The organism is Synechococcus sp. UW179A (genome assembly GCF_900473965.1).
GTDB lineage: Bacteria > Cyanobacteriota > Cyanobacteriia > PCC-6307 > Cyanobiaceae > Synechococcus_C.
Window position 1 is genome coordinate 308030 of record NZ_UCNJ01000032.1, and the last position, 14243, is coordinate 322272.

Consider the following 14243-nt stretch of genomic DNA (forward strand, 5'->3'; position numbering starts at 1 on the left):
AGCCAAAACAGCGGAGGCCATCCCTTGGAAAGGGACAACCTCCGCAATCACTGGCTTTAGAAGACTCGGGTCAGAACGGCTGACGTCGTCAATGCACCGGACGGTAATGGACGCTTCGGGAGCCCAAGCACAGAAATCATGCTTGGCCAGGCCAATAAGTCATCTTACACTTTCGCGCTCTCGGAGTCTCTAAGGTCAGGGAAGCCGGAACAGACGCCTTGCATTAGCAGTGCTGTCTTGAGCAACCTGCTCGAGAGACTGCTGGCGCAGCTCAGCGACACGCGTGGCTACCGAAGCCACGAACGCAGGCTCATTGCGTTTGCCACGGCGGGGAACTGGTGCAAGGAACGGACAATCGGTCTCGACCAGAAATCGATCCTGGGGAACCTGCTGCGCACAGTCATGGGTCGGCACCGCCTTGGGAAACGTCACGGTGCCGCTAAAGCTGATGTAGAGCCCCAGCTCCAGAAACTGATGCATCTCCTCTGGGGTTCCGCCCCAGCAATGCATCACGCCGTCGGGACAACGTCCTTCGAGCTGTCGCGCGCGCAGTTCTGTCAACATCGGCTCTGCCGCATCACGGCAATGGATGATCACCGGCAGATTGAGCTCCACGGCAAGATCCAGCTGGGGCCGCAGGATCCCAAGCTGTTCATCCAGATTCTTGTCGCGGAAGAGATCCAGACCGAGCTCACCAATGGCCACCACCCGGCTGTCATCAAGCGCTGCCAGGCGCAACACCTCGGGTGTGTCCTGACTCCAGTGCTTGGTATCGAGTGGATGAACACCGACGGAGTAACGCATCTCCGGGAATCGATCCGCCAGCGAGCGGATGGCAGGGATCTCACTTGGCTCGACACAGGCATGCAGAAGCGACTTCACACCCGCACCCCGCCAGCGTTCAGCAACAGCCTCGAGATCCTCTTCAAAGGTTCGAAAGACGATGTGACAGTGACTGTCGATTAACACAGGAGTAGACATCGGATCCTGAAACGCGCCTTCAGGATCCATTCTGCAGGGATTGAGTCAGTCGAACCGACCCAATCATCATTGATTCAGCCTGCTGCAGGAGCAGGATCAATCGCTTTTTTCACAGCAACTGTCAGTCGGGCTTTCTGGTGGGCACCGGCGTTGCGATGCAACACACCACGCTTCACAGCTTTGTCGATCTTGCTGAACGCAGCATTCATGCTGGATTGAACACCGGCTTTCGCCTCATCGCCTGGTGTAGCGGTGTAGGCGTCACAGGCACTCAGGCAACGCTTCATGAGAGTGCGCATGGCTGATTTGTAGGCCTTGTTCTCGAGGCGATTGCGCTCAGCGATCTCGACGCGCTTCTTTGAAGACTTGTTATTGGCCACAGAGGCGGATTTCTCATCGACAATCCATAACCTTAGCTCAGGACCCACTGAGCTCCCATCGAGGTCATACGCGATGGACCTAGCTTGAAGACACCTAATGACGGGCGTTGATGACCACCCTGAGCACGGAGCCAGCGGCGAACGGTCTGCCCAGGTGCCTCGAGAGCGCAGCAGGGGCTGAACACCAACTCGATCGGATTTCAACGCGCACCACTGGCCAGGCCCAGAGAGAGGCGACCGCAACGGTCGAAGCCATTATCGAACGCGTTCGCAGTGAAGGTGACCGGGCCCTGAAGGCGCTGACCGAACAGTTCGACGGTTTCCGTCCTGAGCCGCTGCGCGTTCCAGCGATTGAGCTGAAACAAGCCTGGGACGACAGCCCTGCGAATTTGAGGGACGCCCTGGAACTCGCCCATCGACGGATCCAGGATTTTCACCAGCGTCAAAAGCCACAGGACCTTGATGTGCAAGGCGTTCACGGCGAACGATTGGGACGGAGATGGCGACCAGTGCAAGCTGCCGGTCTCTATGTCCCTGGTGGTCGGGCCTCCTACCCGAGCACGGTGCTGATGAATGCGGTTCCGGCAAGGGCCGCCGGCGTGGAAAAACTGGTGATGGTCACCCCGGCAGGACGGAATGGCCAAGTGAACCGCACGGTGCTGGCAGCAGCACACCTGGCGGGCGTGCAGGAGGTTTATCGAATCGGAGGTGCCCAGGCGGTCGCCGCTCTTGCCCTGGGCACCGAGACCATCCCCCGTGTCGATGTGATCAGCGGGCCGGGCAATCTCTACGTCACCCTCGCCAAAAAGCTGGTCTACGGGCAAGTCGGGATCGACTCCCTCGCCGGGCCCAGCGAAGTGCTGGTGATCGCCGATGACTCAGCCTGCGTCGCTCAAGTCGCTTCTGATCTCTTAGCTCAGGCGGAACATGATCCACTGGCCGCAGCCATCCTGCTCACCACATCACAGTCTTTGGCTGATGCCCTGCCCGCGGAACTCGCAGCTCAACTGAGCAAGCATCCGCGTGAGGCCATTTGCAGGCAATCCCTAGGTCAGTGGGGGCTGGTCGTGGTCTGCGACAACCTGGAAACCTGCGCACGCCTCAGCGATCGATTTGCACCTGAACACTTGGAACTACTGGTGGAGCGACCACGAATGCTGGCGGATCGCATTCAGCAGGCAGGCGCCATCTTCATCGGTCCTTGGAGCCCTGAAGCGGTCGGCGATTACCTGGCTGGTCCGAATCACACCCTGCCCACATGCGGTTCTGCCCGCTACAGCGGTGCACTGAGCGTGGAAACCTTCATGCGCCACACCTCAATGATCGAATTCAGCCGGGAAGCCCTCGAAGCCACTGGCGGAGCGGTGGTGGAACTGGCCAGCAGCGAAGGACTCCACAGCCATGCGAACTCGGTGAAGGTCCGGTTGGACTGACAATCAGCCGGCCTTCTCCAGTCGACGAACACCGGCCAAGTCGTCGTTCACTTCACCCACCAGCACCTCGTCCGCGAGGTTCACGAACAAACCATTCTCCAAAACACCGGGAATGTTGTTGATGCTTCGCTCTAAATCCACAGGGCCGGAAATCCCATCTTCAAAGCGGACATCCAGAACAAGGTTGCCCTGATCGGTCACCACTGGTCCAGCCTTGCGATGTGCCATGCGCAATTCAGCTTTTCCGTTCATCGCGGCTAATTGCTGCTGAACCTGACGCCAGGCTCCCGGGAGAACCTCAACCGGTAGGAGGAACTCTAGGTTCAGTCGCTGCACCAGCTTGGTGGAATCCACAACGACAACGAAGCGTTCTGCGCGAGCAGCAACAAGCTTCTCCTGAACGTGGCATGCACCTCCGCCCTTGATCAGCTGAAAGGAAGGATCAACCTCATCAGCACCATCGATGGCCAAATCAATCCGATCCACAGCATTCAGGCTGCGCAGGGGGATTCCCAGCTCAGCAGCCAGCACTTCTCCCTGAAACGACGTGGTGACGCCGACGATGTCCTTGAGCTGTCCGGAAGCCAGGCGCTGCCCGAGTCCCTTGATCATCAGAGCTGCGGTGGAACCCGATCCAAGCCCCACGATCATGCCGTCACGGAACTGTTCAACCGCCGCTTCCGCGACGGCCTTTTTCATCTGGTTCTGAAGATCTGACATCGCTCAGGATTAAACCGGCGAGACCGTAGCAAGGGTTTTATCCGAAGCCAGGTAACGGCTCGGGTTTAACAGATAGCTGTAGATCTTTTTCTCCACGGATGATCTGCAAAGTCAAGGGCTGGTGGATCTCAGCTTGATCGACCTGCTGAAGCAGTGTTTGGGGATCATCAACCGGCACATCTCCTGCCTTGACCACCAAATCGCCGCGACGCAGACCAGCACGCTGTGCAGGACTATCAGGCAGCACAGACTGAACAAGAGCACCAGAACGTTCCGGCAGCTCAACCAGCGCATTGGGATCCCTGTTGTGCTCCTTAGCGATTCGCGCCGTCAAAGCAATCAATTGAAGTCCTAGATAGGGATGAACCACCTCTCCGGCCTGCTGCAGCTGCTCAGCAACGCGGCTCGCCAGATTGATGGGGATGGCAAAGCCAAGTCCAGCCCCTGGACCGGATCTGACGAGCGTATTGATACCGATCACGCGACCATCGGCATTCACCAGAGGCCCGCCTGAGTTTCCAGGATTGATCGCTGCATCGGTCTGGATCAGATCAAGACGCTTGTCGTTAAAACCGAGGCTGCTGATGTTGCGATGCAGACTGCTAACAATTCCAAGGGTCACAGTCCGCTCAAGGCCGTAGGGCGTGCCCAGAGCGATGGCCCAGTCTCCGACATCTAGGGCATCGGAGTCCCCGAGCCTGGCCGGCTTAGGTGAGTCGCCCCCCTCAAGCCGAACCAGCGCCAGATCGGTAACTGGGTCACGTCCGATGACAACACCATCTCTCTGATCGCCGTCGGCCAGGGTGACATTGACCTCTTCCACCTGTTCAACAACATGGGCATTGGTGAGCACCAGCCCCTCCCGATCAATCACAACCCCGGAACCCTGACCACGTTGACGTTCAGGTCCGTAGCCGGGCTCACCGAGCAAATCCCTCAGCAACGGGTCGATCAGATTGGGGTCAAAGGGCTGGCGCTCCACGACCCGCTCTGTGTCGATTCGCACTACTGCCGGAGCGACGTTGCGCACAGCATCAGCCACAAAACTGTGGGTGCCAGGTAGCGCATTAGAAGCTGCGAGCACTCGGGCAGGCAGAAGAGTGAACGACAGGGCAATGGAAAGGGTCCCCAACCACCTGAGAACCCATTGCTTGGACAATCGGCCAGGAACCACAGACGAAAGCGAAATAACTACGCTCACGCTAGAGGGGCTAATCAGAACATTGGCGCCGAATCAACAAGAGTGGATCCATCGTTGCGGCCATCCGCTGGAAGCGCTGTGCTGAGCAGATCGACATCAGAAGGAATCCCCCCCATACCAACAGATCCTTGGTTCAACTGGGTGAAATCTTCGGGCCCGAATTGTCCGTCACCGCCAAGAATGAAATCGAACTGCTCACTACGCGAGATCACTTCATCGAAGGTCGCCGATCCGCGCAGCAGCTCCGAAGCCGCCGTGATCAAGCTCTGATCTCCACTGCTGTCATTTGACAAAGCCCAGAACATCATCCCGCCGAGCCCCATGTCATCAATGAATGCCGTTTTGCCAGCGATCGTTGCGGGCGTTTCAACGGAACTCCAGACGCGAGTTGCATCGCTATAGGCAAAAGCCGCCTTGGAATCATCGTCCCAGATCAATTCATAGGATCCATCACTGATGCCGGTAATGAGATCTTTCTGGTCATAATTACCAGCCTCAAAGGAACCAGGCGCTTGCCGAGAATCTCCATTATTTCCAAGCCCCAGCGTTTCTCCGGCATCAACACCACCCCAAGCACGGGTATACGCCGGAGCTCCGAGGATCACCTTGCTGAGGTCAACATCATTAGCCTGAAATTGCTCGATTGCGGTAACAACGTCGTATCCACCGGGATCATTGATCATTGCCGCCTGATGACCAGTCTGAGATTCCCAACCTCCATGGAAATCGTAGGTCATCACATTGTAGAAATCGACATAGGGATCAATTCCTGGAAGGTTCAGATTAGAGAGCTTTTCATAACCTCCGGCAGTGGCGATCGATACCTCATAGTCCTCTCCCGTTACTTGCGCAAGCTGATCCAGTTTTCCCCTCAGGAGTTCAAGAGTGAGAGCGAAGTTGTCGCCGTCTTCAGGACTGGATGCGTTACCTGACTCCCCACCTCCGCCAGGATATTCCCAGTCAAAATCAACAGTGTTAAAGAAGTCATATTGCTGAAATATATCAACAATATTATCAGTGAATGCTTCTCGATCAGCCACGGAGTCAACAGCCAAACTGAATTCATCTGACAAGGTCCAACCACCAAGAGCAAATCCCAGATTCACCTCAGGATGAAGCTGTTTAAGCAGATCAAACTGCCGCAGGTTGCCGACATAGTCGACGGGCGTATTCCAGTCCATGGGAACACCGGTCACAGTCACCGATCCGTCTGCATTTGTCGTGGCGGTGAAGTCAGCTCCAGTTGTGTAAGTCTTGAGACGCTCAGCATCCAGCTCAAGCCAATCAGCCCTTGTAAAGGTTCGATTGACCTGCTCAGCGGCGAGGAAGCGCTTATCCGTGGCAGCCCAGGCGTCGAACAGCTTCACATCACCATTCGATTTCACATCAAAGAAGCTGTAGTTGATGTGAGTCAGTTCGTCGACCTTGATGTCCTGTACGAGGAAGTCACGTTCATAGATGCCCCATTCCTCGAAATAGGCAACCAGCTTTTTATCGGATCCACTGATTGCCTGGCCGGATGCAGCCACAATCTCCGGAGCAATCACCACGCGATCCGGTCCACTCAATGGCTCAACAGGGCCTAAAAGCTCTGCAGGCTGAGACGGCAACTCGCTGTCGTCGGGCTCAGCTGGGAGGCGATCTGCGCTCGCGGCAAGCGTTGTGACTGGCTGGGATTGCGCTGGGGCTGTTGTATCAGCCAAGCCACCGGTCGACACAACATCTACAGACAGCTCTGAATCAATAGACGCTGACTCCGAACCATTCCCTTGCGAAAAAAATAAAGCGCTTGTGAGTTCACCGCTATTTGGGATGCCCTCACTAACAGCGTTGAAACTCACATCAATGGTCTGTCCAGCTGCGATGGTGCTGTTCCAAGTTGCTGGAGTGAGCGTCACCTTGCTGCCACCGCCCGGCAGCGCTTCAAGATTGGCGGAACCTGCCCAACTCTGGAAGTTGCTATGGGGGGTCTCGAAGCTGACAGACCAGTTGTCGATGGCTCTTTCCGAACTGTTAGTGATCGAGAGAATTCCACTCATCCCTCCCCAGTAGAGGCTTCCGCTGGCTTCGATGCTCAGTGGATTGACACTGGAATTGGTCACCATGGACCCTGAGTCGACGGGCCCCTCCTCGGGGGCTTGATCGACCGGCTGATCAGCAATGTCGACTGCGGTCAATGCATCGGCCAAGACCGGAGACATCGCTGCCTGGCCAAAACCTTCAGAAGGCGAGGACTGCTGATCCGCCAAAGGCTGAGGATCAGGGGAGATGGTCGTCGGGGCCACGGCCTCAGGAACCTGCATCGACACAGGTTCACCAGCACCAGCGAAGAATTCGGCATTGGTCAGAGCACCGCTGTCAGCCAGACCTTCACCCTGAGCATTGAAACTGATCGAGATTTCGCCATTGGCGGCAATGCTTCGGTTCCAACTGGCAGGCTTGAACGTGACGCGGTTGAGCCCATTCCCTGCATCGGCAACACTGACTTCGCCTGACCAGCTTTCAAAGCCACCGTGCGGCGTCAGGAACGAAGCCTGCCAATCCTCAACGGCCACTCCCATTGGGTTGTGAATGATCAAGTTGCCGCTGATACCGCCCCCCCACCAAAGGGATCCATCCACCTCGAGCTGGAGACAGCTGTTGTGGACATTGGAACCACCAGACAGGTTCATCACCGCTGTTGAGAGATCCGGAGGCGTCATCTCCATCTCCATCGGCATCTGCATCGGCATGCCAGCCATCTCGCTGGTAGCCAGCTGAGACGCTGGAATCATGGAGTCCGATTCAGTTTGATCCGCTCGCTCCTGAATCAAACGTTTGCTCTCATCAAGAGAAGTCGGTTGCCCGGGAGCCTCCCCTACAGCAGTAACGAATTGCCCAGGCCTGGCTTGAGCACCATCGGTGTAACCACCTTCAGGAGTGAACAGATTTGTGCGATCAGCCAATGCGAGTTGCTCCGGACTGAAGCCAAACGCACGATCAAGAAGATCCTCCTCAATCTGATCAAAATGAAATTCCAGATTGGCGCCAATCAGATCTTCCTTCTGGATCCCAGTGAAAACAAATTTCTGGCCGTTTGGCTCCGAACTGATGACCAGATCTGCACCAACATTCTCAACCTCCAAGCGCTCACGGGTCCCAAAATAGAGAAAATTAATCTTGTCGGTCAGAGGATCAAAATTATCAATTCTGGTAATGCTGTCTTTCTCATGTGAACGGATATAAACCGTGTTTTGCGACCCTGGATCACCATCATTGAAGGCAGGACCAGTTTGATTTTCCCAGGACAGCACAGCACCGATGTCCTGCCGAAGATGCTCATTCGCGACAGGAGCAAAGTTATCTGCGCTTAGATCGCTCCAGCGGACTCCTAATCCATCAGTGTCGAGAATTCTTTGAAACTGATCTGGCTGCCATGGAAAAACGATGGTGGCAAAACCATTCTCATCCTGACCAAGAATCAGGCTGTGAACGGAAACATTACCGAAATCAAGGTTGTCAGCTGCGGGATCGAAACCACGAATGTCCTGACTGAAATCACCAACAACAAAAGTTGCCATGAATCAAGAATGCTCAAGGTAATCGAATCATTGCTGCAGACGATGATTTTCAAAACCCTTCATTTCAAGGGTTTTCGGTTAAATTCAGACACAAATCAGCACAACAGATTCATCTGAAATTCACAGTTCAGAAACTGTTGAGTCACACAATGGATTACACCCGTGGCTTCTCGTGCTTCGTTTCAATCAACCCAGTGGCGCCTGATTCCTTCAACTGCCGCTGCCGTGCGGTCCTTCACATTCAACTTGCGCATGATCGACTGCACGTGACCTCTTGCGGTGGTTTCAGCGATTGAGAGCTTTTCAGCAATTTCCTTGTTGGTCATGCCGTCACATAGCAATGCCAGCACCATGCGTTCGCGATCCGACAGTGCATGGGCTTCCTGGGGATCTCTGTGACAGATGGCATAGGGGATGAATGGATCCACAAATCGCTCACCGGCCTGGATCGACTGCATTGCATTGGCGATTGAGGTCAGATCAAGGCTGCGGCGAGTGAGGACCACATCCGCGGGACTGGCGAGAGCCTCCCGCATCAGGGTGGGATCCGCTCCTTTGAGCGTGAACACTGAGGCGATCGGAAACTCCGGCACTGAACGTCGTTTGAGGTCAACAACCAGATCCAGCCCTCGACAATCCTCCAGCTGCTCGCTGACAAAAGCCAGTACTGGTTCGCAAATGCCATCAAGACAGGACAAAGCCTCCTCACGGGTCGAAGCGATCCCGATCAGAGGGCATGTTTGTTCAGCGCTTTGCAGAGCGAACAGACTGGCCAAGGCCAGGGCATAGGGGCGATTGGCCGTCGCCACCAGGATGCGATGGCTGCCAGAGAGATCCCGCAGATGCTTGCTCAGCTCGCGGAATGACTCATCAATGGTGATCAGCACTGATCAACTCGAGTGTGTTCGCTCTTTCAGGATGGGGCTTGGCTCGGGTGATCGCAGCTCAGGCGCAGCCATCCATCGAAACAACTGAACAATGCCCGCCAGGCTGATCCTGATCGGGCAGGTTTCCAATTTCTCGAACTGGTCGCTTGCTCGAGCTGTGCCTAGAGGTGTGTTCACAACGAACCGACTGTGTCATCCCTATGCGCCTGATCCAGAAGGCCGCAACCGGCCTGCTTGCTCTTTCCACAATCGCCCTGGTGGGGTGTCAAAACGAGAAGCCTGCAGCGGATAACTCGACCGAGAGTTCAACAGCAAAGAGCGTTTATGACACAGGCAAACTGAGGGCTGTGGTCATTGGTGATTCATTGCCGATGGTCAAGAAAGACGGCGACAACTACGACGGCCTTTCTTTCGTGGTTCTCGAAGCGATTCGGGATCAGATCAATGTGTCCCCGAACAAGACAGACAAAGACGTCAGCATCGAGACAATCGCTGCGGATTCCGCCCGCAATGGCCTGGACATGATCCGATCCGGAGCTGCTGATATCGCCTGCGGTGTTGCCTTCACCTGGGAAAGACAGCGCTCACTGACCTACACACTGCCCTTCTCCGTTGGCGGGGTAAGGCTTCTCGCCCCAGCGGGTATCGATGGCACTCCCAAGAGCCTGAACGGCAAAACAGTCGGTGTTGTGAAAGACAGCATGGCGGCCAACGTGCTGGCGGAATCAGTGGATGATGCCAACTTCCAGTTTTTTGACACGCCTGATCAGGCACTGGCGGCGGTCAAGGAAGGCAGCGTTGAAATTCTTGGCGGCGACAGCCTATGGCTGAGAGCGAACCAGGCTGCAACGGCACCGGATTCCTCATTAGTTCCGGACAGGCCCTATGCCCGCTCAGGAGTGGGTTGCGTGGTGGCTGACACCACTCCCCATCTGCTCAACATCAGCAATCTGGGTATCGGCCGTCTGCTCTCGGGATACATCAACGACGACGACGGAGTCCGATCAGCCATCAACACCTGGATCGGCACCGACAGCACTGTGGGACTCAAGGACGATCAGATCAGCGGTTTCTTCACGATCGTGCTCTCCACCGCCGCACAACTCAATCCGCAGTCCTGATCTCGATTTCTGATTGATCCATCAATTACCTCAACCATGAATAAGACAAGCCTTCTCACCCTCGCCGCCGTTCTGGCAACCAGTGCGGTGCTCTGTGAATCATCCAGAGCCGCAGTACACAACGAACCCGATCTGGGCAACTCCCTCGAGCAGCGCATCGAGCGAATAAGTCCTGAAGCCTGGGCTGTGATACAGCGCAATGGCGTTCTGACCGACGAAGAGATCGCTCGCGCCTGGGGCAATGGCGGCGGTCGGGCCTGGGGCAATGGCGGCGGAGTCGGGAGACGGGCCTGGGGCAACGGTGGTGGCGGCTTCGCCAACGGCGTCCGCCGTGGATTTGCCAACTGGTGAACCATTCCGATTACGGCCCGATCGGTCTGCTAGTGATCCAATCGACGTCGCTCTGCAATCTCGATTGCAGCTACTGCTACCTCCCGGATCGCCAGCGGCGCAATGTGTTCAACCTTCAGCAGCAGCTACCCCTGCTGCTGGAGAGAGTCTATGAAAGCCCGTTCTGGGGGCCCCATCTTTCGATTCTCTGGCACGCCGGTGAGCCGCTGACGCTGCCCACCAGTTTCTATGACCAGGCCAGCGCGATCATTCAGCGCCAGACCGCCGGCCTGCAGGAGCAGGGAGTGGTGATCGAACAACACCTGCAGACCAACGCGACGCTCATTAACGACGACTGGTGCGATTGCTTTGTGCGCAACCGGATCGTTGTTGGAGTCAGTGTCGACGGCCCTGAGGACATTCACGACAGCCACCGACGCTTCCGGAACGGCAAGGGTTCATTTACCCAGACCATGCGCGGTATCCGCACACTGCGCGAGCGCGGCATCGATTTCCATGCAATTGCCGTCCTGACCGCTGATGCACTGGAACAACCAGAGCGGATGTACACCTTCTTCCGTGATGAAGGGATTCATCAGCTCGGTTTCAACGTGGAAGAGCAAGAGGGAGTGCATACCAGCTCATCGATGCAGGGCCTTTTGAAGGAACGGCTCTACAGAGAATTCCTTTCACAGTTCTGGGCCTGCAATGAAAAGGATGGGTTTCCCATCCAAGTACGTGAGTTCGATCAGGTGATGGGCATGATCGCGGGAGGCCAGCGCCTGCTGCAGAACGAGATGAACCGTCCCTTCGCGATTCTCAGCGTGGACGCCAAAGGCAACTTCTCAACATTCGATCCTGAGCTGCTTTCGGTTGAAACCGAACGCTATGGCCTGTTCAATCTGGGCAACATCCGCGATGTCTCGCTGATGGAGGCCACCCAAACGGAGCCATTTCAGAAACTGCTTCGCGATATGTCTTCCGGTATGAAGCGATGCAAACAGGAATGCGAGTACTACGGGTTCTGCGGAGGCGGAACTGGCAGCAATAAATATTGGGAGCACGGCAGTCTGGACGCCACAGAAACCTGCGCATGTCGTTTTTCCAGTCAGATCCCGGTGGATGTGTTGCTGGAGAAGCTGGAAACGGCAGCCGGTCCATGAGCAAGGAATCCGACCAAGAGGTGAGCTGACTCCGCACGCTGATGAGGAGGGTCGGCAATCCTTTAAATTGAATCCACGGCCTGGTGAGATCCTCTCTCCGGGAGGGTGATCAACGCATCCACCATCGGGCCTGAGCCCGAGACCACCCTTCCCGCGCCCTTGCCCCATCCACTCCTTCCGGATCTCAATTCTTTGGCCAAGGCCACGGCTGAAAGCCATGGATTTGCGCTGGTCAGCGCCCAGGTGCTGACGCATCTGCAGCCGATGACTCTGCAAGTGCAGATTCGTCGCTGCAATGGTGATGACGTCTCTCTGGATGACTGCGCGGGTTTCAGTGCACCGATGGGAGAGGCCATCGAAGCCTCTGCTCTACTCACGGAGGCCTATGTTCTGGAGATCAGCAGCCCCGGGATTGGGGACAGGCTCCAGTCGGACAGGGATTTTCAGACCTTCCGGAGCTATCCCATTGATGTCGTCCACAAAGACGACGAAGGCAGGGAGCAGCGTTTGTCGGGGACCCTGCTCGAACGCACCGAAGACCACGTTCAGATCAACATGCGCGGCCGGGTCAAAAAGATCCCCAGGGATTCAGTGATCAGCGTTGAGCTCACAAGCCCAACTGGCTGAACAGATCACAACCACACCCCTTCTTTTCCGCTCCTTCACTCCTCTTCGTCACCGCTATGGCACTCGTTCTCCTTCCTGGCCTCAGCAACCTGATCGATGACATCAGTGAGGAGAAGAAGCTTCCTCCTCAGGTGGTTGAAGCCGCTTTGAGAGAGGCACTACTCAAGGGCTATGAGCGCTACCGCCGCACCCTCTATCTGGGCATCGGAGAAGACCCATTCGACGAGGAATATTTCAGCAATTTCGACGTTGCGCTGGATCTGGAGGAAGAGGGCTACAGAGTTCTGGCCAGCAAGATCATCGTGGAGGAGGTGGAGAGCGAAGACCACCAGATCGCGCTGGCTGAGGTGATGCAGGTGGCCGAAGACGCCCAGACAGGCGACACGGTGGTCTTGGATGTCACGCCTGAGAAGGAGGATTTCGGCCGCATGGCTGCGGCCACAACCAAACAGGTGCTGGCCCAGAAGCTGCGTGATCAGCAACGACGGATGATTCAGGAGGAATTCGCCGACCTTGAAGATCCTGTTCTCACGGCCCGAGTGATTCGCTTCGAGCGTCAATCCGTGATCATGGCCGTCAGTTCTGGGCTAGGGCGTCCTGAAGTTGAAGCAGAGCTGCCTCGACGTGATCAGCTTCCTAACGACAACTATCGCGCCAATGCCACCTTCAAAGTCTTTCTCAAAGAGGTCAGCGAGGTTCCAAGGCGAGGTCCTCAGCTTTTCGTGAGCCGAGCCAATGCCGGTCTTGTGGTCTACCTGTTTGAAAACGAAGTGCCGGAAATCCAGGAGGGGTCCGTCCGCATCGTTGCCGTGGCAAGGGAAGCCAATCCCCCTTCACGATCCGTCGGTCCCCGTACCAAGGTTGCGGTGGACAGCATCGAACGCGAGGTGGACCCTGTCGGAGCCTGCATCGGCGCTCGCGGCTCCAGGATTCAGCAGGTGGTGAATGAACTCCGCGGGGAGAAAATCGATGTCATCCGCTGGTCGCAGGATCCTGGCCAGTACATCGCCAACTCGCTCAGCCCTGCACGGGTTGATGTCGTTCGGCTCGTCGACCCTGTCGGACAACATGCCCATGTGCTGGTCCCACCGGATCAGTTGAGCCTGGCGATTGGCCGCGAAGGGCAGAACGTGCGGCTAGCAGCACGCCTAACAGGCTGGAAGATCGACATCAAGAATTCGAGCGAATACGACCAGGCAGCAGAAGATGCCGTTGTCTCGGAACTGATCGCTCAACGTGAGCAGGAGGAGGCACTGCAACGTGAAGCCGAGGAACGACTCGCCGCTGAGCAGGCCGCTAGAGCGGAAGAAGATGCCCGCCTGCGTGAGCTTTACCCCCTACCGGAAGACGAGGAGGAATACGGCGAAGGATCGGAAGAAGGGATGGCAGACGGGGAGGTCTACGAGGAGTCAGCTGAATCAGAGCAAGCTGAATTACAGCAATCCGAAGCTGCCGCAGACCAGGAAGAAGGTGAGACTGAAGAGGTTGTTAGTGATCCCAACGAGGAAGGAGCCCGGTGAGCACCTCACGCCCTGTCCTGCGTCGGTGTGTCGCCTGCCGAGAGCTGTTTGACCGCAGCATTCTCTGGCGGGTCATCCGCGACCATCGGGACGGGGTTCTCCTCGATCAGGGCATGGGGCGTTCGGCCTATCTCTGTCGCAAGGAGAGCTGTCTTGAGGAAGCACAGCGCCGAAAACGCCTGCACAAAGCCCTGCGATGCCAGGTGCCCGACAGCGCGCTTGAGGAGCTGAGAAAGCGACTGAAACCAAACAAGGAATCAGCCGCTGAGGCAAGATGAACACTGGCCCCACCTTGTGTGGTGCCCCGAGCACCCCGTGCC

13 protein-coding genes are annotated in these 14243 nt (G+C 56.5%); 7 read left to right on the forward strand and 6 right to left on the reverse strand.

The window, feature by feature from the left end; translation table 11 throughout:
• Positions 1-195 precede the first annotated feature (195 nt).
• Together DXY31_RS16040 and rpsT are read right to left on the reverse strand one after the other, a co-directional pair.
• Positions 196-981 carry a TatD family hydrolase gene (locus tag DXY31_RS16040; RefSeq protein ID WP_114994765.1) on the reverse strand — a complete coding sequence of 262 codons (786 nt, stop codon included), beginning with the start codon at positions 979-981 and terminating at the stop codon, positions 196-198.
• Positions 982-1055: 74 nt separating this feature from the next.
• Entirely contained in the window at positions 1056-1361 is a 306-nt protein-coding gene (rpsT, locus tag DXY31_RS16045) for a 30S ribosomal protein S20 (protein WP_114994766.1), read from the reverse strand.
• Between the two features lie 110 nt (positions 1362-1471).
• On the opposite strand from rpsT, the gene hisD reads away from it, so the two are divergent.
• Positions 1472-2794 carry a histidinol dehydrogenase gene (gene hisD / locus DXY31_RS16050; protein WP_114994684.1) on the forward strand — a complete coding sequence of 441 codons (1323 nt, stop codon included), beginning with the start codon at positions 1472-1474 and terminating at the stop codon, positions 2792-2794.
• Positions 2795-2797: 3 nt separating this feature from the next.
• On the opposite strand, the gene rpiA is transcribed toward hisD, so the two are convergent.
• From rpiA to DXY31_RS16070, 4 genes are all read right to left on the reverse strand, one after another.
• The gene (gene rpiA / locus DXY31_RS16055; RefSeq protein ID WP_114994685.1) at positions 2798-3514 is read right to left on the reverse strand and encodes a ribose-5-phosphate isomerase RpiA; all 717 of its coding nucleotides are present in this window, start codon (positions 3512-3514) and stop codon (positions 2798-2800) included.
• A 37-nt stretch (positions 3515-3551) separates the two neighbouring features.
• Complete coding sequence (locus tag DXY31_RS16060; protein WP_244279886.1) at positions 3552-4625, reverse strand: trypsin-like peptidase domain-containing protein; 1074 nt, start codon at positions 4623-4625, stop codon at positions 3552-3554.
• A gap of 104 nt (positions 4626-4729) precedes the next feature.
• Positions 4730-8275 carry a glycosyl hydrolase family 18 protein gene (locus tag DXY31_RS16065; RefSeq protein ID WP_114994686.1) on the reverse strand — a complete coding sequence of 1182 codons (3546 nt, stop codon included), beginning with the start codon at positions 8273-8275 and terminating at the stop codon, positions 4730-4732.
• A gap of 182 nt (positions 8276-8457) precedes the next feature.
• Positions 8458-9162, reverse strand: a complete 705-nt coding sequence (locus DXY31_RS16070; RefSeq protein WP_114994687.1) for a response regulator transcription factor — start codon at positions 9160-9162, stop codon at positions 8458-8460.
• Between the two features lie 200 nt (positions 9163-9362).
• Here DXY31_RS16070 and grrP point away from each other — a divergent pair, with 200 nt between their 5' ends.
• From grrP to DXY31_RS16100, 6 genes are all read left to right on the forward strand, one after another.
• Positions 9363-10283 (forward strand): extracellular substrate binding-like orphan protein GrrP, encoded by a 921-nt coding sequence (gene grrP / locus DXY31_RS16075; protein WP_114994688.1) that lies wholly within the window; start codon positions 9363-9365, stop codon positions 10281-10283.
• Between the two features lie 36 nt (positions 10284-10319).
• A complete protein-coding gene (grrA, locus tag DXY31_RS16080) occupies positions 10320-10634 on the forward strand; it encodes a GrrA/OscA1 family cyclophane-containing rSAM-modified RiPP (protein ID WP_114994689.1) in 315 nt (104 codons plus the stop codon).
• Complete coding sequence (grrM, locus tag DXY31_RS16085; protein WP_114994690.1) at positions 10631-11776, forward strand: cyclophane-forming radical SAM/SPASM peptide maturase GrrM/OscB; 1146 nt, start codon at positions 10631-10633, stop codon at positions 11774-11776. Before grrA ends, grrM begins: the two co-directional genes overlap by 4 nt.
• A gap of 159 nt (positions 11777-11935) precedes the next feature.
• On the forward strand, positions 11936-12403 hold the full coding sequence (rimP, locus tag DXY31_RS16090; RefSeq protein WP_114994768.1) for a ribosome maturation factor RimP: 468 nt from the start codon (positions 11936-11938) through the stop codon (positions 12401-12403).
• A gap of 56 nt (positions 12404-12459) precedes the next feature.
• Positions 12460-13923 carry a transcription termination factor NusA gene (nusA, locus tag DXY31_RS16095; RefSeq protein WP_114994691.1) on the forward strand — a complete coding sequence of 488 codons (1464 nt, stop codon included), beginning with the start codon at positions 12460-12462 and terminating at the stop codon, positions 13921-13923.
• Positions 13920-14201 (forward strand): YlxR family protein, encoded by a 282-nt coding sequence (locus DXY31_RS16100; RefSeq protein WP_114994692.1) that lies wholly within the window; start codon positions 13920-13922, stop codon positions 14199-14201. The genes nusA and DXY31_RS16100 overlap by 4 nt, the downstream gene beginning before the upstream one ends.
• Positions 14202-14243: the final 42 nt, after the last annotated feature.